Below are 18,311 nucleotides of genomic sequence, written 5' to 3'. Positions count from 1 at the left end.
ATCAGGCCGCGCCGTGCGGCAGGGCAATGCCCAGAACACGGGCCAGATCGTCCGTTTCAATGTCAAACGGGGCGTTCCAGTCTTCCGCAGGACCATGGACCCGGCCACGAATTTCGTAATACGCCAGCCCGCGCAGGCCAGCGATAAAATGGAAAAACGTGTCCGGCATACTGGCAGGAGCCAGAGTGATGACTTTGGTGCCCTTGCCACAGAACATGATGTTGGTCATGGCTGCCCCCATGACCCCGACAACACAGTCCGCATTTCTGAAAAGCTTGACCTGCTCTGCAAATGTCAGTTCTGCGGGGTCCACGCACAGGAAGCCCTGTGTCTGGAGGAAGGCCATCAGGGCGTCCTCATTCCGCACCGTTCTGGAGCGGCCCCGGCGGGTCAGATACAGCCGCCGCACCTGCGTGCCGGGTATGCGCGCCCGCAGCTCCTCCGTGCGGGAAAACACCAGCGGAGACATATAGACGCCGTGATCGGTCAGCCCGTCCACCAGAACCAGTTCCTTGAAAAACAGAACCTCCGCCGCATCCATTTCACAAAACAGCGGCTGGAAGGATGTGCTCAGGGCCACACTGTCCCGCAGAACGCGGGCAAAATTGCCGGACACACGCGGCACAACAAGAGAGCAGAGCGGCAGATACTCTTCCGCCAGCCAGAGTTTTGGCAGAAGTTCTACCATCCAGTGGCCGTAATTATGTTCTCCGCGCTTGCGCAGCAGCAGGGATGAAGGCCGAATAACCTGAACAGACCCTGCCTGTTCCGTCTGCATGATCGCGGCAAGGCCCCGCGCGCACTCCTCTGGCGTATGCTGGGCAATGCTCTGCCTCACCAGCTTTTTGTCCTGTGTGAACACCAGCCCTTCCATGGTGACATACACATCAAACACTTTGGTCAGCGTGACCGGCCGGGAGGCATGGGTTCGGGCAAACCAGCCATGCCGCATGGCCTGCATGATGGAGAGCGGAATAGCAGACGGATTGACCACGCGCGGAGGGGTCAGCTCATACGCTGGAGAGCTGACCTCGGCCACCGGCACCCTGTGCAGGGCGTGCAGATCCACCACATCCACGTGTTACAACCCCTTCCCTCACATCCCGAATGGTTAGGGATGTCTAACAGCTTCTTTGCAGGACTTCATCTGTTCTTGCCTTACACGCCCCTGACCGTGGCCACGTTCTGCCGGACACCAGGAGCCGCCCTCACGCTCTCCCCCTCCCCCGAAGCAGGAGAGACCCTGACCTCCCGCCTTGAAACCCCCGATGCGTAGTGCCGGTGCGGGTTGACGAAAACCCGGGTGCTCCCGCATAATTTTCTTAGGGTTTTGTTAACTTATGGTACGATGGGCCATGATCCCATATTCCTGCCTGATAGACAGTCTTGCCTCTGTTCCCGGCACCCTGCCCGGGCAGGCACGCCCTGCCCCGCATCCTCTTTTGGCGTTTCTGCTCACGCACTACCTGCAACATCAGCCGTTTGATGAAAAAACATATTTGCAAACCAACCCGGATGTGGCCGATGCCCTCCGGGCGGGAACCATCTGCTCCGCCAAGCACCATTATGTCACACAGGGCTACTGGGAAGAGCGCGAAGGGGCTGGGCCCTCGTTTTCTGAAGAATGGTATCTTGCCCAGAACCCGGATGTGGCAGCGGCTGTCCGCCGTGGGGATTATCCCTCCGGCGCCCTGCATTACCAGCGATACGGACGACGGGAAGGCCGCTGCCCTAACCCGGAACTGGCGGACCTTTATGCCACCTGGCGGACAGTCTGCGGTCAGCCGGAAGCAGGCGCACCATAACTAACATAACTAAAGAGCCGGAGCGCCACAAAACAGACGCTCTCGCCCGAAAACCCTCACATCAGAACGCTTCAAAACAGCGGGCCACCTCCGCAGGATTGACCTGCTCAATGCTGGCCGGCTGCCAGTGGGGGGTGTTATCACGATCAATCAGGCGGGCACGCACACCTTCCCGAAAATCCGGACGGCGGATGAGGTGCCCGACCAGTGCGGTTTCCTGCGCGAACGCCGCCTCCAGAGAGGAGAGGGTTCGCGCCCGGTGCCATCCCGCCCAGGTGACTTCCAGAGAAAACGGGCAGAGCTGCGCGAGGTTTTGCAGGTCCTGCCGTGCGGCCTCACTGCCGTGCGCCTCCAGATTACGCAGAACCTGAGCCAGATCGGGCGCATTGTAACACGCGTCCAGCGGGTGCGGGTGCAGGTGCGGGGCCTCCGGCTGGCGCGGGAAGGGGGCGAACACCTCAGCCACCGGCTGCACAGCCAGCCGCTCCACAAGGTCCGGCAGGCGCTCTGAAGGCACCATATAGTCTGCAAACCCGGCCTGAAGTGCGGCCACCCCGTCCATCCGTTCCCCCAGCAGGGCCAGCCGGAGCCCGGAAAAACCGGGCATACGGGATAAAATCCATGATCCCCCGGCATCAGGGGTGAAGCCAATGCTGGTTTCCGGCATGGCGACCACGGAGCGTTCCGTCACCACGCGATAGGGCACATGGCCGCCCAGCCCGATGCCACCGCCCATGGCAATGCCGTCCAGCAGGGAGACAATGGGGGTGGGAAAGGCCGCAATCTGTTGCATGATGGCATAGGTCCGCACGAGCGCCTGATAAGCAGCTTCCACACCATGCTGATGCGTGCTGATGAACTCACTCAGGGCGCGGAGGTCTCCCCCTGCGCAAAAGGCACGCGGGCTCGTGCTGTCCAGCAGCAGAACCTTCACCTCCGGGTCATCCCGCCAGCGGGCCAGCACGCGGGCCACACCTTCGGCCATCTCAAGATTGACCGCATTCAGCTTGGCCGGGCGATCCAGCCGGATACGGCCCATGTGCCCGAGGCGTTCTGTCCTGACTGTCGGGGTGCCTGAAAGAGGGTCTTCAGTCATTGCTTTCCTCATATAATCGTGCACAAAACACAGCGTCTGGAATGTACTCAGGAGGAGAGCAGATGTTGGCACTGGAAACCAGTACCTTCCGCGATGCCATGGCCAGACTTGGCGCAGCTGTGAATATTGTTACCACCGGAACGCGTGAAGACCCCATCGGGTTTACGGCCTCCGCAGTTTGCTCCGTCACGGATACTCCCCCCACACTTCTTGTCTGCCTGAACCGCGCCAGCCGCGCACGGCTGGCGTTTGTGGAAGGCGGGCCACTGTGCGTGAACGTGCTTTCCGCCGCGCAGCAGGCGCTTTCAAACCATTTTGCGGCCCCCAATACCATGGCGGAACGCTTTGCCATGGGGCACTGGACCACCCTGGCCACCGGCGCGCCTGTGCTGGAAGAGGCCGTGGTAACGTTTGACTGCCGCATCAGCCAGATTGTAGAAGTAGGAACACATAGTGTGCTGTTCGGGGTGGTAGAAGCGCTACGCATCCATGAAACGGCAGGCGGGCTTGTGTATTTCAATCGCGCCTATCACGCCCTGCCCCATACGGCGCCCTGACAGGAAACAGACATTCACCATGGCCCCCCGCCCGAAAATGGAACATGAAGACGACGCACCCGTGATTACTGTCCGGGCGCTGATTATCATCCATATCTGTCTGGCGGTGTTCATTGCGCTGTGGGGCTGGCTGGACTGGTCTCTGCCGCAATAAAACCAGAGCGCTCCGGGCTTTCCCCTTACGCTCCCCGCGCGCGCTGAACCAACCCGACAAGCATAAATCCGGCCCCCCCCAGCAGGGCAATCCAGAAAGACGTCGGGTAATCTGTCTCCCATGACAGGATCAGCCCGCCCCATGCCTCTGCCAGCGCCAACCCTGCCGCAGCCGCCAGACCACCCAGCGGCGGCAGACTCAGCCGCAGCACCGTGGCGGCAGGCGCCACCATCAGTGTAAAAACCAGCAGCACCCCGGTAATCTGCGCACATTCCGCCGTGGCAATGGCCACAAGGGCGAGAAACAGCACATCCAGCACCTGAAGCCGCACACCTCTGGCCTCCGCCATTTCCGGTTGCAGGGTGGCGAACAGGAGCGGGCGGGCCAGCACGGCCAACCCCAGCAGGCACCCGGCAGAGAGCGCTGCCAGCCAACCGAGCATTCCGGGGCTGATCCCCAGAATATCGCCAAACAGCAGCGCCGTGGCCGCGCTGGCCGAGCGGGTGAGCAGGTGCAGGAACAGCGCCCCTACCCCCATGGCAACGGAAAGCACAAGGCCGATCATCACATCGCGCCCGGCCACACGTTCTCCGGCCAGACCCATCAGGATACCAGCCCCCAGCGCGCCACCGGCCAGACCTGTCAGGGGGGAAAGCCCGAACATGAGCGCCCCCGTGGCCCCCGCAAACCCCACATGGGAGAGGGCATGGCTGGCAAATGTCTGCCCGCGCAGCACCAGAAACCAGCCCACCGGGCCGCACACCAGCGCCACCAGCAGCGCGGCCAGAAAGGCTGTCCGCATGAAATCATACTCAAGCATGGGCGCTGCACCCTCCGCAGTCCTGCATATGCAGGGCGGAACCGCCCCCTTCCGCCACCACAAACACACGGCCACCGGCCCGCACCACATCCACTGGCGCGCCATACAAGGCTGTCAGCGCGTCCGTGGTGATCACCTCCTCCTCCGTGCCGAGCAGCGCCCTGCCACGGGCCAGATAGAGCACATGGTCCATCACACCCAGCAGTGGATTGATATCATGCGCGGACATCAGCACCGTCATACGGCGGGCCTGCGCAAGGGCATGAATACGCTCCACAGTCTCACGCATGCGGGCGGGATCTAGGCTGGCCAGAGGTTCATCCAGCAGCAGCACGGAGGGGTCATCCAGCAGGGTCTGCGCCAGCAGGAGCCGCTGGCGCTCTCCGCCGGACAGGGTGGCAACGGGCCTTTGGGCCAGTGCCTGCGCATCCACCGCGGCCAGCGCGGCATCCACCGCCGCACGGCCAGCCCGGCCATACCAGGGCAGGCCCCAGCGCTGCCCATGCAGGGCCGTGGCTACCATGCTCCAGCCGCTGAACTGCCCGCCAACCAGCTTGCGCATTTGCGGCATATACCCCACGGCGCTGTTCCCCCGCCGCACCGGCTGACCATTGACCCACATGCCCCCCCGCACCGGGGGCTCCAGCCCCAGCAGCGCATGGAACAGGGTAGTTTTACCCGCTCCGTTCGCCCCGAGCACCCCCACAAAACTGCCTTGCGGAATGGCCAGACTGATCTGGCTGAGCACCACCCGCCCCCCGCGCGCCAGAGTGACATCCTGCAGGCGAATGCTCTCGGGCACGGCGGGCGTCATGCCGTGCGGTTCATGGCCAGCGCGTGTCATGGAATTGTCTGGCCGAGCACCTGGGCAACCTGCTTCAGGGTGGTGTGCATCCAGTCCTGCCAGTGCGTGTCTGGCGGCATGATCTCCAGCACGGGCACCACCGGAACGCCGGCGGCATGGGCCTGCGCAATCAGCCGTTGCACGGAAGGCCGGTCCGCCTGCGCGTTATACGCCACAAGCCGCACCCTGTGCTGGCGGATATCCTCATCAAACAGCGCAACAGAGGAAGCCGGAGGTTCAACATCATTCATCACAGCCACCTGAAACACCTGCTCCTTCATAACCAACCCAAGACTATCCGCCAGCGGCGTGAAAACCGGCTCCGTGGCCGCCACAGGCTGACCCTGCACCAGCCCCCGCAGGACCACGGTCTGCTCCCGCACGCCCCGCACAGCCGCCAGCACTGCCCTGCTCCGCGCTGCATAGGCGCTGGCGTGAGCGGGGTCCACAGCCTGACAAGCAGCGGTGAATCGCCCGACAAACGCCGCAACGGCAGGCAGGCTATACATCAGATGGGCATTATCGCCCTCATGCCAGCCCGTCCAGCCATCAGCCTTCACCACCGGCACCGCTGGCCCGCGCCGCGCCTGCACCAGCCGGTCCAGCCAGGCATCATAACCCGCGCCATTGGCCACAATCAGGCTGGCCTGCGCCACCAGCCGGGCATCCGCCGGGGTGGGTTCATACAGATGCGGGTCCACCACCGGAGACTTCAGAATGGAGATAACACGCATATCCGGCCCCACCACCTGTGCGGCCAGATCCCCCCACGTATTTTCCGCCGCCACCACGGAAGGCAGATCAGCCGCCACGGCGTGCCCGCCCCACAGGCAGGCCAGCAGCAGACAGACCAGCATCTGGCAGGGTAGAACGGAGGTGGGAAACCGCATCAGGCTGATCCTTATTGATCGGCTGTTCAAGAAAAGGCGCAGGACAGGACGCCTGACAAGTGTGATATTATAACATTTGCCATTTGACCAGAACCCGGAGGGCTGGTCTGTTTTGCGTTCAGTCTCTGGCACAGGTAAGATGCGCGCGCTCCCAAGGCCGGAATGGAGACTGACTGTGATTTCTGCCGCGCATACTGTGACGGACCGCACGAACCCGACAGAATTTTCGCCCTCCACGCTCATCAGGCTGGAGCGGGCCGAAGCCCTGTGCGCGCGTCTGGGTGGCCGCATGACACAGCAGCGCCGCGAAATTCTTGGCCTGATTCTGGATGCTGAAACACCGGTTGGCGCCTATGATCTTCTGGAAAAAATCAAAACGCCAGACCGCCGCCCGGCCCCGCCCACAGTCTACCGGGCGCTGGATTTCCTGCTGGAACATGGGCTGATCCACCGGATTGAGCGACTTTCCGCCTTTGTGCCCTGCACCCACCTGATGCAGGACGCCCCCGCCCATGACCCCGACCATTGCCACGAGCATGATCATGACACCTGCCTGCATACCGCGCAGTTTCTGATCTGCCGCACCTGCAAGGCGGTGACGGAAATTGCGGAATCCAGCGTTCTGTCCACCTTGCGTGACATCTGCCGGGACCAGAATTTTGTCATGCAGGGGGCTTCTGTTGAAGTGATCGGCCTGTGCGCCGACTGCGCCGCCAAAGCACGCCCCGCCCGTAAAGCCGCCCACAAACAGGCCGATCCCGCCTCTTCATGACCCAAAACCGCGGCCGTCCGCCTGTGCGCCACCTGCCTGCGCAGTGTGACCTGTTGGGTGCGCCGCCCGGTGAGCGGGCTCGCGAGCAGACTGCCGAAGCGTCTCCCCCGGCACGGTCCGCCCGCGCACCACGCGCTGCTCCGGCCCGCCACAGGGGGCGCAAAGAACCGGAAAACCCGCTTCAGACTGACCTGTTTTCCGGCCCCCTGCCGCCCCGCCCGCGCCCACCCCGCACCCATCTGGATACGGACGAACTCCGGCTTTGCGCTGTTCCGGCCAGAGAATTTGCTCCGCATGCCGCCCCGGATGGCTGGCTTTACCTTGTGACGGAGCCAGACACCGCCAGCCATTTTCTGGAACACGGCCTGCCCCTGCGTAAAGCCGCCCCTCTCCTTCTGGCCGAGCGTGGTGGTGTGTGCGGCTGGCTGGCAAAACAGGCTGACGACACCGGAGGACTTTTCTCCACCCCCGCCGTGGTGTTACGCCTGCGCCGCACCATGGTGACTGGCCTGCTGGAGCCAGACCCGGACCACAGCGCAGAATTTTCCGCTCCGTGTTATCTGCTGAGCGGAAGCAGACAGGAACAGGATACATAAACCACCATGACAGAACACACACGCAGCGATACGCTTCTGGCCGAGGTCATACGCGGAGGCCGGGTGGAATCCCGCCATTATGGCGCGGCTGTTGTGATGGATGCCTCCGGAAAGACCGTGTTTGCCACGGGGGATGTGGAAACCCCTCTCTATCCGCGTTCCACCGTGAAAGCCCTGCTGGCCCTGCCGCTGCTGACTGAAGGGGCGGCGGACAAATACGCCCTGCCGCAGGAGGCACTGGCACTGGCCTGTGCCTCTCATCAAGGGGAGCCGGAGCATGTAGCTGTTGCCACGGACATGCTCGCCCGCACCGGGCGGGATCTCGGGGCTCTGGAATGCGGAACACACTGGCCGCTGGACACCCGCGCCAGCCGTGCACTGGCCGCCACAGGAGAGCAGGCCAATGCGCTGCACAACTGCTGTTCGGGCAAACATGCCGGCTTTGTCTGCCTTTCCTGCGCCACAGGGCAGGACCCGGCCAACTACATCCTTCCCGAACACCCGATCATGCAAACCATGGCGCGCACACTGGCTGATGTAACCGGTGTGGCGCATAACGATGCCAACCGGGGCACAGATGGCTGCGCCATTCCCACATGGGCCATTCCGCTCACAGCCCTGGCGCTGGGCTATGCGCGCTTTGCCACAGGCACAGGGCTGGGGGCCGAACGCGCCCTTGCCGCGGAACGCCTGCGCGCCGCCATGAGCGCCGCCCCGTTCATAATTGCGGGAACAGACCAGTTCGATACGCTCATCATGCAGGATCTGGCCCCGCGAGTGCTGACCAAAATGGGTGCGGAAGGCGTGATGATTGCCGTCCTGCCCGAAAAGGGGCTGGGCATTGCCATCAAATGCCGGGATGGCGGCGTGCGCGCGGCTGAAACCGCAGCCGCGGCCCTGATTGCGCGTTTTGGCGGAGAAGACTCTCCCGTGCTGAACCACTTCATGCGCCGCCCGCTGAAGAACTGGAACGGGTTGGTGGTGGGCGAACTGCGCGCCGCGCGGGAACTGGCCGGAGACAGACTGCCCGACGCCGCATCCTGAACGGTCCGCCTCCCCGCCACTGCGGGCGGCTGGCAGGCTATTGCGGGCGAGAGGTGGCCTGACCAGCCGCATGCCACCTGAGCCCCCCCCCGGCACTCTGCCCGCTACGCGCTGCCTGCGACTGCCACCGCGCCTGCTTAAGACTACCGCGCCTGCCCTGCTGGTGCGGAAGCAGGCAGGGCAATGCCCACACGCTGTGTGGGATCCCCCGCGAAAACAGCCGAGCCGGTGTGCGAGAGCAGCAATGAGGTATCCAGCCAGATTTCCCCACCCATGGTGCGCCAGCGTTTGCAGAACGTGAAATCCTCGCTCATGAACGCGCGGGTTTCCTCATCAATCGAGCAGTCAAACAGGGCGTGGGGTGCGCCCATTCCCTCATCCGGGCGCTCTGGCGGGCACCCCAGCATTTCATCCAGAGACTGTGTGGGAACTTCCATGCGGGCGTAACGGGTTTCCGGATAAAATGCCATCATCCGGCGGATGGCATCCCGTGTGATAAGCATAAACCCTGCCCCCGCAAAAGCGGCTTTCACCAGCGGGTTGCCCGTAGCGGGTGTTTCGTGCAGCTTTTCCGTCTCTCCCGTATAGCGGAGCGAGGCGGTGGCGGGGGCTTCCCCCCGCACGATCTGCGCGGTTGTCAGGCCATCCCAATACCGCTCTTTCAGCGGGTACAGGCCAGCCACCACATCCTTGCCCGCCGCAACCAGCCGGGCCGGAGCATCCGGGGCAAACCCGATATCGTTATCCACAAACAGGATATGCGTGGCGTCACTAAAATTCATGAACTGGTCAAGCAAGGTGTTGCGTCCCCGGCAGACCAGAGCATCATTCCCCATCATGCACAGGGAAAAAGACAGGTTATAATCCTGCGCTGTAGCAAGGCACCCTAAAACAGACTGCATATAAACCTGTGTGACAACACCCCCGAAACAGGGCGTTGCAATGAAAATTTTTGGCATCATCTCTGAACCTATCGTTTCGGGCAGGTTTATCTCTCCAATGTTAACATTGAATTAACTGTAGTTAACATTTTCGCATCTGTCATGCAAGCGTCATTCTCCCGAACAGAGAGCAAACCCTAAGTCACACCATAAAATTTCAGAGGATATCCGGACCAGAAATAAGAACAAATCAAAAACAATTCGTCAAAAAATCGTTTTGCGGGAAGAGATTTTCAGATCGGACACGCAAAATCCTGCCCTTGCGAGCATCCTGCCTGTTCCGAAACATGCTTTTTATGAAAGAAAAATTTTATCGGCATACGGGTTTCTCCCCGGCCGGAACCCTGTCTGGCCGGGATACTGCCTGAAAAAAAGCAGGCACCCCGGCTGACAAAACAGGATCAGTCTGGCCCCTGTGGCAGGGACCAGACCTGAAAACCCTTATTTCTTGTTACGCGTACCTTTGGAAGCCTTGCGGGCCGGTTTGGCCGCAGCCTGTGCTGCTTCCGCTGCCAGACGGTCATAACGCTTCTGGCGGCGGGCATCCTGCACAATACGCAGTTTCTCAACGGCGGAGAGACGCACTTTCTTTTCCACCGGAGCCGCCTTTGCGCGCGGCGTGCGGGCTTTGACCTCGGCCTTTGCAGGCGCTGCCTTGGCAGAAACGCTCTTGGATGCAGCCACTTTGCGCGTGGCCTTAACCGGTTTGGTCTCTACAACAGCGACAGCCAGAGCAGCCCGACGGCTACGACGCGCGGAGGCCGGAGCTTCCACCACCGTTTCCACAACCTTGCGGCGGGGTGCGCGCGTTGCAGGTTTGGCCTCAACCACAGCAGCCTTGCGCGTGGCGCGGGTAGTCACCTTGGCGGCAACCTTTTTCTTCGGGGCGGCTTCCGCCTTTACAACCTTGGGAGCCCGTGCGGGTTTGGCAGCCGCAGAAACTTTGGCTGCAGCACCCTTGGCCGATTTGCGGGCCGGGGCTTTCGGTGCAATCTCTGCTTCCAGCACTGCATTTTCTGCGGGGGCCTTGCGCGTGCGGCGCGTGGCAACAGGGGCTGTACGGGCAGCGGGGGCTGTTGTCCGGGCCGGTGCACGGCGCTTTTTGGTTTCGCTCATTTTAAACTCCAGTTTTACTCCCATTTGAAAAGTACAAGAACCACAAACGGGATTATCAAATCATTCTCTAACGCTTTCCAGGAAAAGGCCCCCCAAAAAGAGCCAGACGACCTGAAACTTCTGTCATTCATAACAAAAACTCCGGGAAATGCAAAAAATACTTTGGAACAGGAAAGAATAGTCGGCATTTTACGCCACCCGCTTGCCATGCACCGGCCCTGCGCAGGTCAGGCCGGGCAGCTTCCGGGCGACAGGGAGTGGTGATGTGGTGAACTCTCCGGTATTATCAGCGCATATCCCCAATTCCTGACAGGACAGGTTTCATGAAGATTAACGGCACGCCCTATCGCAGCGTCTGGGTGAACGAAAAAGATGGCTGGTCCATCCATATTTTTGACCAGACACGCCTCCCCTTCTCTCTGGATATTCTGCGCCTGACCACACAGCAGGAGGTTGCGCAGGCCATCATCACCATGCAGGTGCGTGGCGCACCGCTGATTGGCGCTGTGGCGGCATATGGCCTGGCGCTGGCACTCCGGCAGGATGCGGGAGATGCCGCCATGGAAAGCAATGCCGCCATGCTGGCGGCAACACGCCCCACCGCCGTAAACCTGCACTGGGCTATTGACCGTATGCTGAAAGCCCTGCGCCCCGTTGCCCCGCAGGAGCGCGTGGCCGCCGCCTATGCGGAAGCCGGCCGCATCTGTGATGAAGATGCCGCCCAGAACGAAGCCATTGGCCGCCACGGGCTGGAGCTGATCCGCGAACTTGCAAAAAACCGTCCTGCCGGCACGCCTGTTAACCTGCTGACGCATTGCAACGCGGGCTGGATTGCCACGGTGGACTGGGGCACCGCACTGGCCCCCATCTACATGGCGCATGATGAAGGTCTGAATGTACATGTATGGGTTGATGAAACCCGCCCGCGTAATCAGGGTGCTGCCCTGACAGCATGGGAACTGGGCAGCCATGGTGTGCCGCATACAGTAATTGCGGATAATGCCGGCGGGCACCTGATGCAGCATGGGCAGGTGGATCTGGTGATTGTGGGGACAGACCGCGTGACCCGCACGGGGGATGTTGCCAACAAGATCGGCACATATCTCAAAGCGCTGGCCGCGCAGGATAACGCGGTGCCGTTCTGGGTTGCCCTGCCCTCCACCACCATTGACTGGAGTGTGGCCAATGGCGTGACGGAAATTCCCATTGAAGAACGCTCCGCATCCGAGATCACGCATGTGGCGGGCCGTGGGGAAGACGGCGTGCAGACACGCGTGCAGATCACTCCGGACGGCAGCCGCGCCGCCAACCCGGCCTTTGATGTCACACCGGCCCGACTGGTTACGGGGCTGATCACCGAACGTGGCTGCTGCCCCGCGACAGAGGCAGGCCTGCGCTCCCTGTTTCCGGAACAGCAGGGCTGAAGATCAGACCTGAACCGCGAGAAAATAAAGAAGCAGCCTCCTGAGTGCTGCCGTGTGTTGGCCCCAGGGCCCGGCCAACACACGTTGCGGCCTTCCCGCCTTCCTGATCCCCCCTCCTGTAAACCGGCTTCTTCACCAAACCCGGTTTTTCCCCTGCGTTACCTGCACAGTGCGTCCTGTACCGTGCACCGTAACCATGCACCGGGCCCGACCGGTGCCTCCCCGCTCTGCCCGGCCACCTGCTCCCTCTATCCATCCGATCTGGCCGCCCGGCCTGCCCGACCGCCCCCATCTGCCCGGGGCCGTTTTTTTGTGCATGCACCCATGCACACACGTTTTCTTGACGCCCCCCGGCCTGCACCTGATAAGCGATACGCACCGCACTCCCCTCCTGCGCCATGACGCCATCTGGAAAGGGCAAGACCATGTCTGAGACAATAGAAACCCCCACAACCCGCTTTCTGGCGGCTCATGGCATTGCCTACACCATGCATGATTATGAATATGTGGCAGACCCCGGCAAAATCGGCCTGCATGCTGCGGCAGGTATCGGGATTGATCAGGAAAAGGTCTTCAAGACCCTGATGGTCGAAATTGATAAAAAGCAGGTGGTATGCGCGGTTATTCCCGTCCACCAGAAAATGAACCTGAAAAAGGTGGCCGCGCTGTTTGGCGGCAAGAACGCCCGGATGCTGGGTGCGGACAAGGCCGAAGCCCTCACAGGGTTTCAGGTGGGCGGCATCAGCCCGTTCGGGGCACGCACACCGGTGCCGGTGGTGTTTGAAAAAACAGCTCTGACGCTGGATACCCTGTATATCAACGGCGGGGGCCGTGGCCTTGTGGTGGGGCTTGCCCCGGCGGACGCCCTCTCCTGCGTGAACGGGCAGACAGCCGACCTGACAGTAGACCCCACCACCTGAAGACCTTGGCTCCGATAAAGATGCAAAGCGTGAAAAAAGCATCACCCTCTTTTCCCGCGCTCCCCGGCAGCTTATGCAGGACGCTGGGAGTTCTTGAAGGCAAGGGCTCCTGACGCTCCGGGCACCCCGGAGGAATTTGTCTGGATGGAGACGAGATGTCACGCAAGCTCTCTGCTGCCCTGCTGGCGCCGCTATGTCTGGCTGCCTGCGCCACCCAACCCGCGCAGGTTCCGGGCGCACGCCCCACCGTAGCCACCACCGGGGGCAGCGCTGGAAGTTACACCTCCGGGTATTCTGCCCACGTGCCGGATTTTGCCACCCGTAATTTTGAACCGTTCAACCGGCAGGATGTGGTGGCTATTGCCATGCGCGAGTGGCGGCTGTTTGGCAGCCCCGTGAATGATGATGACCCCGAACTCCGCCCTGAACCCCAGACACCCGCCGTCAAACCCGAACGCGCGCCCGGCCTGTGGCAGCGCGTGGGGGAATACTGGTGGATCGGCATGGATCCGGACATGACGGAATCCACCTTCACCGGCAAACATGACGCCAACGGGCAACTGACCAACTTTGTGCATGATGGCGATTATGCGTGGTCCGCTGCGTTCATCTCCTACGTGATGCGCGTGGCCGGAGCGAACAGCCGCTTCCCGTATTCTCCCAACCATTCCACCTATATCAATGCCGCTGCCTCCGGGCAGTCTCCCATCCTGCGTGCGCAGGACCCGGCAACCTATGCCCCCAAGGCGGGTGATCTGATCTGTGTGGGGCGCGGCCGTGCCAAACAGTCCGTACGCTTCTCCAGCCTGCCCACCTCATACGGCTTTCCGGCGCATTGCGGCTATGTGGTGGCCACAGGGCAGAACGGGCAGCCCTTCGGCCGCCAGCTCAGCATTATTGGTGGCAATATTGATGATGCCGTGGCCCTGACCCATGTCCCGACAGACCCTTCAGGCCGCATTTCCGCGCCCGGCGGGCAGAGCTATGACACCCGCTACCCATGGTGCGCGGTGCTTGAAGTGCTCTATGATGCAGAAGCGGAACCGGACGCGGGGCAATAACCCCCCCTCCCCGGCCCCTGCCCTCACCCGGCAGACCCGGCTGGCCGCCCGTGCGGAAGCCGGGAGGGCGTCTTGTTATCCTGTTCTGAATACGCCAGACTTTGCCCCATCTGATGCGCGCAGATGCGAGCCTGTTGAACGAAGCGAGAAGGTGCAACCAGATGACTGCAAGCGCAAACCCCTCCGCCCGCCCCGGCTGGCAGACCCTTTCTGCCGATATGCCCGGCGCTGTAGGCGGCACGCCGCTTATCCGCCTGCGCAAGGCCTCTGAAGCCACCGGCTGCGAAATTTATGGCAAGGCCGAGTTCATGAACCCCGGTGGTTCGGTCAAGGACCGCGCGGGTCTTGCCATTATTGAGGATGCGGAGCGCCGGGGTGTGCTCAAGCCCGGCGGAACGCTGGTGGAAGGCACGGCGGGCAACACCGGCATCGGGCTGACGCTGGTGGCCAATGCGCGGGGGTACCGCTGCATTATCGTGATGCCGGAAACGCAGAGCCAGGAAAAAATCGGCTTTCTGCGCATGATCGGCTCGGACCTGCGGCTGGTGCCTGCCAAACCCTACCGGGATGAAGGCAATTACGTGCATGTCTCCCGCAGGCTGGCGGAAGAAGGCGGATATGTCTGGGCCAACCAGTTTGACAATCTTGCAAACCGTGAAGGCCACCGCACCACCACCGCCCCCGAAATCTGGGAACAGATGGGCGGCAAGGTGGATGCCTTTACCTGCGCCTGCGGCACCGGCGGCACGCTGGCGGGCACGGCCATGGGCCTGCACGAGGCTGCGGCCCGGGCCGGTGTTGCAGCGCCGCGCATTGTGCTGGCAGATCCGGAAGGCTCCAGCCTGTATGGCTGGGTGAAGGAGAATGATCTCTCCGTTTCCGGCTCATCCATTACCGAAGGCATTGGCCAGTCCCGCGTGACGGGCAATCTGGAAGGTGCCCCCATTGATGACGCCGAACGTATTCCAGACCCGGAAGCGCTGGACATCATCTACAGCCTGCTGATTGAAGAGGGGCTTTCCGTGGGTGGCTCTTCCGGCATTAACGTGGCCTCCGCCATCCGCACGGCCCGCAAGCTCGGACCGGGGCACCGGATTGTCACCATCCTGTGCGATGGCGGGGCGCGGTATGAATCCAAACTGTTCAACCCCGCGTTTCTGCGCAGCAAAAACCTGCCGGTTGCGCCCTGGCTGGATAAATAAGAGCCTCTGCGGGATGCCGGGCCGCCACGCCCTGCAACACTGGCGCGCAAGGCGCCGGTGGGGCGTACTGGCCGTGGCGGCTTTTTTACTGAGTGGCTGTAATGGTGCGGGTGCGCCCCATGCGTCCGATACCGAAAAAGGCACGCCCCCTGCGGCCCGGAAATCTGACACGGCTGCTTCCCGTGCGAGCCTGAAAGCAGGAGCCAGCCTTGATACCCGCTCTTCTTCAGACCTGACTCTTCAGAAAATACCCAGCCTGTGCTCTCCCTTTCAGACGCACCCGATGCTGAGCATCACGCTTCTGTTTGGGCTGAGCCGCCCGAACGAACCAGATATTCCTGAAGCAGAATGGCAGAGTTTTCTCAAAACAACGCTTACGCCCGCCTTCCCGGATGGGCTTTCCGTACTCCCCGCACAGGGCCAGTGGCGGGATAGTGTCACGGGGCGCACAACGCAGGAATCCTCACGGCTGGTGATGCTTCTTGTGGAACCCGCGCCCGATCTTGCCATACGCCTGGAAAATATCCGCACACGCTACAAAAAGCGGTTTATGCAGCAGTCCGTGGGACTGGTGGTCACGCCGGTTTGTGCAGGCTTCTGAACAACGCGCGAGCAGCCAGCACGAAGAAACCTGCTTACCCTGTCAGTTCTGCAAGCCAACCCGGCCTGATACCGCGCCGCGGCACAGCCTGAACTGGGCCTGTAGCAGACGCACAATAGCCGGGAGGCACAAAAAAACGCGCCCACAAGGTTTTTTATAAAAACCCCATGAACGCGCTAAAACCTTCCCCAGCCAGACTCAGGCCGGGGTTATTGGTTTATTATTCCCACTCAATCGTGCCCGGCGGCTTGGACGTGATATCGTAGGTCACGCGGTTGATGCCGCGGACTTCGTTGACAATACGGCCCGCCACGCGGTTCAGGAAGCTCATGTCAAACGGGTAGACATCGGCAGTCATGCCGTCTGTGCTCGTCACGGCACGCAAGGCGCAGGCCTGATCATAAGTCCGGCCATCCCCCATTACGCCCACAGTGCGGACGGGGAGCAGAACCGCGAAGGCCTGCCAGATAGCATCATACAGGCCAGCCGCACGGATTTCTTCAAGAAACACCGTGTCCACCTTGCGCAGAAGATCCAGCTTTTCCTGCGTGATATTGCCGGGGATACGAATGGCCAGACCCGGCCCGGGGAACGGATGCCGCCCCACGATGGCTTCCGGAATATCCAGCTCACGCCCCAGATCACGCACTTCATCCTTGAACAGTTCACGCAGCGGCTCAACAAGCTGCATGTTCATACGTTCGGGCAGGCCGCCCACATTATGGTGCGATTTGATGGTGACAGACGGACCACCGGTGAAGCTCACGCTTTCAATCACATCCGGATAGAGCGTGCCCTGTGCCAGGAACTGTGCGCCGCCCAGCTTGGTGGCCTCTTCCTCAAACACTTCCACAAACAGGCGACCAATGGTCTTGCGCTTGATTTCCGGGTCCGTCACGCCGTCCAGCTCACGCAGGAACAGCTCGGATGCATCACGATGCACAAGGCGGATATTGAAGCGGCCCCGGAAGGTTTTAATCACCTCCTCAGCCTCACCCGCGCGCAGCATGCCGTGATCCACAAAGATACAGGTGAGCTGATCGCCAATGGCTTCATGGATCAACACAGCCGCCACGGAGGAATCCACCCCGCCGGACAGACCGCAGATCACCTTGCCCGTGCCTACCTGTTCACGAATGCGGGCCAGTTCCATCTCGCGGAAGCCCGCCATGGTCCAGGTGCCGGAGCAGCCCGCAACATTATGCGTGAAGTTGCGCAGGAGAGCAGCCCCATGCGGCGTATGCACCACTTCCGGGTGGAACTGCACGCCATACAGGCGGCGGCCTTCATCTGCGATCACGGCAAAAGGTGCGCCCTCGCTCACCGCCACAATGCGGAAGCCGGGGGGCAGTTCCGTCACGCGGTCGCCATGGCTCATCCAGACCTGTTCACGGTTGCCACGCGCCCATGCGCCACGGAAGAGCGCGCAGTCTTCTACAATATCAACAAAGGCGCGGCCGAATTCACGGTGCTCGGAGCTTTCAACCCGCCCACCCAGTTGCAGGCACATGGCCTGCTGCCCGTAGCAGATACCCAGAACCGGAATACCCAGATCAAACACCACCTCCGGCACGCGGGGGGAGTCCGGGCTGGTCACGCTGGCGGGGCCGCCAGAGAGAATAATGCCACGCGGGGCAAAGGCCCGAATACGCTCAGCCGTGGCGGTAAACGGCCAGATTTCACAATAAACACCACTCTCACGCACGCGGCGGGCAATAAGCTGTGTCACCTGACTGCCAAAATCCAGGATCAGGATACGGTCCTGGTGAAGGGACTCGCTCAGTGCGGAGGAGGAAGCGGGGATGGTGGCATCGGCAGGCATGAGCTACTGTCTTTCTGGTCAGCGCCTGAGCGGCTTTACTAAACAATGAGACAACCACCGCGGGCCGGGGCGGCTGTATGCTAGACAGCGCATATAAAACGGTGCAGCCCGAACGTCACCCTATAATTGAGACTTTCCAATCCGCAGATCAGGAGCGTGTTCATGAAACCTCACTCTCTTACAGCCAGCACCACCGTGCCACAGCCGGAGCGCGCCCTGCGGCTTGCAGGTCTTGCCATGCTGGCCCTGCTGTGCGGGGCCGCAGCCCCTGCGGCGGACGACCCGTATGGAGACTGGATTGGCACGCTGGTGGCAGACCAGGGGCATAACTGCCCGGTGCATAGTCCTTCCCTGATGCAGATCGAACCCAAACGCATGACCTTCACCCCCGAAATGGGTTCGCTGGTGCTGCGGGGTGTACCCAACAAGAGCACGCAGCACTATCATGCACAGCTCATCCTGCAGGACTCCCACCATCAGCCCTTACCCATGGTGTTTGAAGCGCATCCGGCGGGAGACACATTTGAAGGCGTTTACGGCACCCCGGAATGCCGGGCGCACATCACCCTGAAACGGCCTGACGGGCGGACCTGGAAGAACTTTTTGGGGAATGACTAAAAAAAATCGCGTTGCGTGAATTTTGGGG

General features: G+C 61.7%; 21 protein-coding genes. 13 read left to right on the top strand and 8 right to left on the bottom strand.

What is annotated here, in order from left to right; genetic code table 11:
• Position 1: 1 nt before the first annotated feature.
• Complete coding sequence (locus tag GOB82_RS13605; protein ID WP_166122529.1) at positions 2–1,078, bottom strand: glycosyltransferase 61 family protein; 1,077 nt, start codon at positions 1,076–1,078, stop codon at positions 2–4.
• 75 nt (positions 1,079–1,153) lie between these two features.
• Here GOB82_RS13605 and GOB82_RS13550 point away from each other — a divergent pair, with 75 nt between their 5' ends.
• Together GOB82_RS13550 and GOB82_RS09660 are read left to right on the top strand one after the other, a co-directional pair.
• A complete protein-coding gene (locus tag GOB82_RS13550) occupies positions 1,154–1,276 on the top strand; it encodes a hypothetical protein (RefSeq protein WP_265794550.1) in 123 nt (40 codons plus the stop codon).
• Between the two features lie 79 nt (positions 1,277–1,355).
• A complete protein-coding gene (locus GOB82_RS09660; protein ID WP_166122526.1) occupies positions 1,356–1,805 on the top strand; it encodes a hypothetical protein in 450 nt (149 codons plus the stop codon).
• 61 nt (positions 1,806–1,866) lie between these two features.
• Here the strand turns inward: GOB82_RS09660 and GOB82_RS09655 are convergent, their stop codons facing one another.
• Positions 1,867–2,901 (bottom strand): enoyl-CoA hydratase/isomerase family protein, encoded by a 1,035-nt coding sequence (locus tag GOB82_RS09655; RefSeq protein ID WP_166122524.1) that lies wholly within the window; start codon positions 2,899–2,901, stop codon positions 1,867–1,869.
• Between the two features lie 62 nt (positions 2,902–2,963).
• Here GOB82_RS09655 and GOB82_RS09650 point away from each other — a divergent pair, with 62 nt between their 5' ends.
• Both GOB82_RS09650 and GOB82_RS13545 read left to right on the top strand, forming a co-directional pair.
• Positions 2,964–3,458: a flavin reductase gene (locus tag GOB82_RS09650; protein WP_166122522.1), complete on the top strand. Its 495-nt coding sequence runs from the start codon at positions 2,964–2,966 to the stop codon at positions 3,456–3,458.
• A gap of 19 nt (positions 3,459–3,477) precedes the next feature.
• Positions 3,478–3,612: a hypothetical protein gene (locus GOB82_RS13545; protein ID WP_265794551.1), complete on the top strand. Its 135-nt coding sequence runs from the start codon at positions 3,478–3,480 to the stop codon at positions 3,610–3,612.
• A gap of 25 nt (positions 3,613–3,637) precedes the next feature.
• Here GOB82_RS13545 and GOB82_RS09645 read toward each other — a convergent pair whose 3' ends face one another.
• From GOB82_RS09645 to GOB82_RS09635, 3 genes are read right to left on the bottom strand one after another with little or no spacing between them, the layout of a single operon-like run.
• The gene (locus GOB82_RS09645) at positions 3,638–4,432 is read right to left on the bottom strand and encodes a metal ABC transporter permease (protein WP_166122520.1); all 795 of its coding nucleotides are present in this window, start codon (positions 4,430–4,432) and stop codon (positions 3,638–3,640) included.
• Complete coding sequence (locus tag GOB82_RS09640; protein ID WP_338078193.1) at positions 4,425–5,234, bottom strand: metal ABC transporter ATP-binding protein; 810 nt, start codon at positions 5,232–5,234, stop codon at positions 4,425–4,427. Before GOB82_RS09640 ends, GOB82_RS09645 begins: the two co-directional genes overlap by 8 nt.
• A 38-nt stretch (positions 5,235–5,272) precedes the next feature.
• Entirely contained in the window at positions 5,273–6,166 is an 894-nt protein-coding gene (locus GOB82_RS09635; RefSeq protein ID WP_166122518.1) for a metal ABC transporter solute-binding protein, Zn/Mn family, read from the bottom strand.
• Positions 6,167–6,362: 196 nt separating this feature from the next.
• Between GOB82_RS09635 and GOB82_RS09630 the strand changes: the two genes are divergently transcribed.
• Genes GOB82_RS09630 through GOB82_RS09620 form a run of 3 tightly spaced genes read left to right on the top strand, consistent with a single transcriptional unit; the run spans position 6,363 to position 8,578 of the window.
• On the top strand, positions 6,363–6,938 hold the full coding sequence (locus GOB82_RS09630; protein ID WP_265794556.1) for a Fur family transcriptional regulator: 576 nt from the start codon (positions 6,363–6,365) through the stop codon (positions 6,936–6,938).
• Positions 6,935–7,534, top strand: a complete 600-nt coding sequence (locus GOB82_RS09625) for a hypothetical protein (protein WP_166122514.1) — start codon at positions 6,935–6,937, stop codon at positions 7,532–7,534. Before GOB82_RS09630 ends, GOB82_RS09625 begins: the two co-directional genes overlap by 4 nt.
• A 6-nt stretch (positions 7,535–7,540) precedes the next feature.
• Entirely contained in the window at positions 7,541–8,578 is a 1,038-nt protein-coding gene (locus GOB82_RS09620; protein WP_166122512.1) for an asparaginase, read from the top strand.
• A gap of 143 nt (positions 8,579–8,721) precedes the next feature.
• On the opposite strand, the gene GOB82_RS09615 is transcribed toward GOB82_RS09620, so the two are convergent.
• Together GOB82_RS09615 and GOB82_RS09610 are read right to left on the bottom strand one after the other, a co-directional pair.
• Positions 8,722–9,540, bottom strand: coding sequence for a hypothetical protein (locus tag GOB82_RS09615; protein ID WP_166122510.1), 819 nt, complete (start codon positions 9,538–9,540; stop codon positions 8,722–8,724).
• Positions 9,541–9,960: 420 nt separating this feature from the next.
• The gene (locus GOB82_RS09610) at positions 9,961–10,635 is read right to left on the bottom strand and encodes a hypothetical protein (protein WP_166122508.1); all 675 of its coding nucleotides are present in this window, start codon (positions 10,633–10,635) and stop codon (positions 9,961–9,963) included.
• 323 nt (positions 10,636–10,958) lie between these two features.
• Here GOB82_RS09610 and mtnA point away from each other — a divergent pair, with 323 nt between their 5' ends.
• From mtnA to GOB82_RS09585, 5 genes are all read left to right on the top strand, one after another.
• Positions 10,959–12,059 carry an S-methyl-5-thioribose-1-phosphate isomerase gene (gene mtnA, locus GOB82_RS09605; protein ID WP_166122506.1) on the top strand — a complete coding sequence of 367 codons (1,101 nt, stop codon included), beginning with the start codon at positions 10,959–10,961 and terminating at the stop codon, positions 12,057–12,059.
• Between the two features lie 425 nt (positions 12,060–12,484).
• The gene (gene ybaK / locus GOB82_RS09600; RefSeq protein WP_166122504.1) at positions 12,485–12,979 is read left to right on the top strand and encodes a Cys-tRNA(Pro) deacylase; all 495 of its coding nucleotides are present in this window, start codon (positions 12,485–12,487) and stop codon (positions 12,977–12,979) included.
• A gap of 155 nt (positions 12,980–13,134) precedes the next feature.
• Entirely contained in the window at positions 13,135–14,040 is a 906-nt protein-coding gene (locus tag GOB82_RS09595; RefSeq protein WP_166122502.1) for a DUF2272 domain-containing protein, read from the top strand.
• Positions 14,041–14,201: 161 nt separating this feature from the next.
• Positions 14,202–15,242, top strand: coding sequence for a cysteine synthase A (locus GOB82_RS09590; RefSeq protein WP_166122500.1), 1,041 nt, complete (start codon positions 14,202–14,204; stop codon positions 15,240–15,242).
• Between the two features lie 13 nt (positions 15,243–15,255).
• Positions 15,256–15,843, top strand: coding sequence for a DUF3574 domain-containing protein (locus GOB82_RS09585; protein ID WP_166122498.1), 588 nt, complete (start codon positions 15,256–15,258; stop codon positions 15,841–15,843).
• A 220-nt stretch (positions 15,844–16,063) separates the two neighbouring features.
• On the opposite strand, the gene guaA is transcribed toward GOB82_RS09585, so the two are convergent.
• Positions 16,064–17,665 (bottom strand): glutamine-hydrolyzing GMP synthase, encoded by a 1,602-nt coding sequence (guaA, locus tag GOB82_RS09580; RefSeq protein WP_166122496.1) that lies wholly within the window; start codon positions 17,663–17,665, stop codon positions 16,064–16,066.
• 162 nt (positions 17,666–17,827) lie between these two features.
• Between guaA and GOB82_RS09575 the strand changes: the two genes are divergently transcribed.
• The gene (locus tag GOB82_RS09575) at positions 17,828–18,283 is read left to right on the top strand and encodes a hypothetical protein (RefSeq protein ID WP_242007317.1); all 456 of its coding nucleotides are present in this window, start codon (positions 17,828–17,830) and stop codon (positions 18,281–18,283) included.
• The last annotated feature ends 28 nt before the right edge of the window (positions 18,284–18,311 follow it).

Origin of the sequence: Acetobacter farinalis (genome assembly GCF_011516935.1) — a bacterium.
Classification (GTDB): Bacteria; Pseudomonadota; Alphaproteobacteria; order Acetobacterales; family Acetobacteraceae; genus Acetobacter; species Acetobacter farinalis.
The sequence above is the reverse complement of the archived record's forward strand: the minus strand, read 5'-3'. Positions and strand labels throughout refer to the sequence as shown.

Coding starts and splice junctions, on each gene's coding strand:
- GOB82_RS09660 (WP_166122526.1), top strand. CDS start 1,356: ATGATCCCATATTCCTGCCTGATAGACAGTCTTGCCTCTGTTCCCGGC.
- GOB82_RS09655 (WP_166122524.1), bottom strand. CDS start 2,901: ATGACTGAAGACCCTCTTTCAGGCACCCCGACAGTCAGGACAGAACGC.
- GOB82_RS09650 (WP_166122522.1), top strand. CDS start 2,964: ATGTTGGCACTGGAAACCAGTACCTTCCGCGATGCCATGGCCAGACTT.
- GOB82_RS13545 (WP_265794551.1), top strand. CDS start 3,478: ATGGCCCCCCGCCCGAAAATGGAACATGAAGACGACGCACCCGTGATT.
- GOB82_RS09645 (WP_166122520.1), bottom strand. CDS start 4,432: ATGCTTGAGTATGATTTCATGCGGACAGCCTTTCTGGCCGCGCTGCTG.
- GOB82_RS09635 (WP_166122518.1), bottom strand. CDS start 6,166: ATGCGGTTTCCCACCTCCGTTCTACCCTGCCAGATGCTGGTCTGTCTG.
- GOB82_RS09625 (WP_166122514.1), top strand. CDS start 6,935: ATGACCCAAAACCGCGGCCGTCCGCCTGTGCGCCACCTGCCTGCGCAG.
- GOB82_RS09620 (WP_166122512.1), top strand. CDS start 7,541: ATGACAGAACACACACGCAGCGATACGCTTCTGGCCGAGGTCATACGC.
- GOB82_RS09615 (WP_166122510.1), bottom strand. CDS start 9,540: ATGATGCCAAAAATTTTCATTGCAACGCCCTGTTTCGGGGGTGTTGTC.
- GOB82_RS09610 (WP_166122508.1), bottom strand. CDS start 10,635: ATGAGCGAAACCAAAAAGCGCCGTGCACCGGCCCGGACAACAGCCCCC.
- mtnA (WP_166122506.1), top strand. CDS start 10,959: ATGAAGATTAACGGCACGCCCTATCGCAGCGTCTGGGTGAACGAAAAA.
- ybaK (WP_166122504.1), top strand. CDS start 12,485: ATGTCTGAGACAATAGAAACCCCCACAACCCGCTTTCTGGCGGCTCAT.
- GOB82_RS09595 (WP_166122502.1), top strand. CDS start 13,135: ATGTCACGCAAGCTCTCTGCTGCCCTGCTGGCGCCGCTATGTCTGGCT.
- GOB82_RS09590 (WP_166122500.1), top strand. CDS start 14,202: ATGACTGCAAGCGCAAACCCCTCCGCCCGCCCCGGCTGGCAGACCCTT.
- GOB82_RS09585 (WP_166122498.1), top strand. CDS start 15,256: ATGCCGGGCCGCCACGCCCTGCAACACTGGCGCGCAAGGCGCCGGTGG.
- guaA (WP_166122496.1), bottom strand. CDS start 17,665: ATGCCTGCCGATGCCACCATCCCCGCTTCCTCCTCCGCACTGAGCGAG.
- GOB82_RS09575 (WP_242007317.1), top strand. CDS start 17,828: ATGAAACCTCACTCTCTTACAGCCAGCACCACCGTGCCACAGCCGGAG.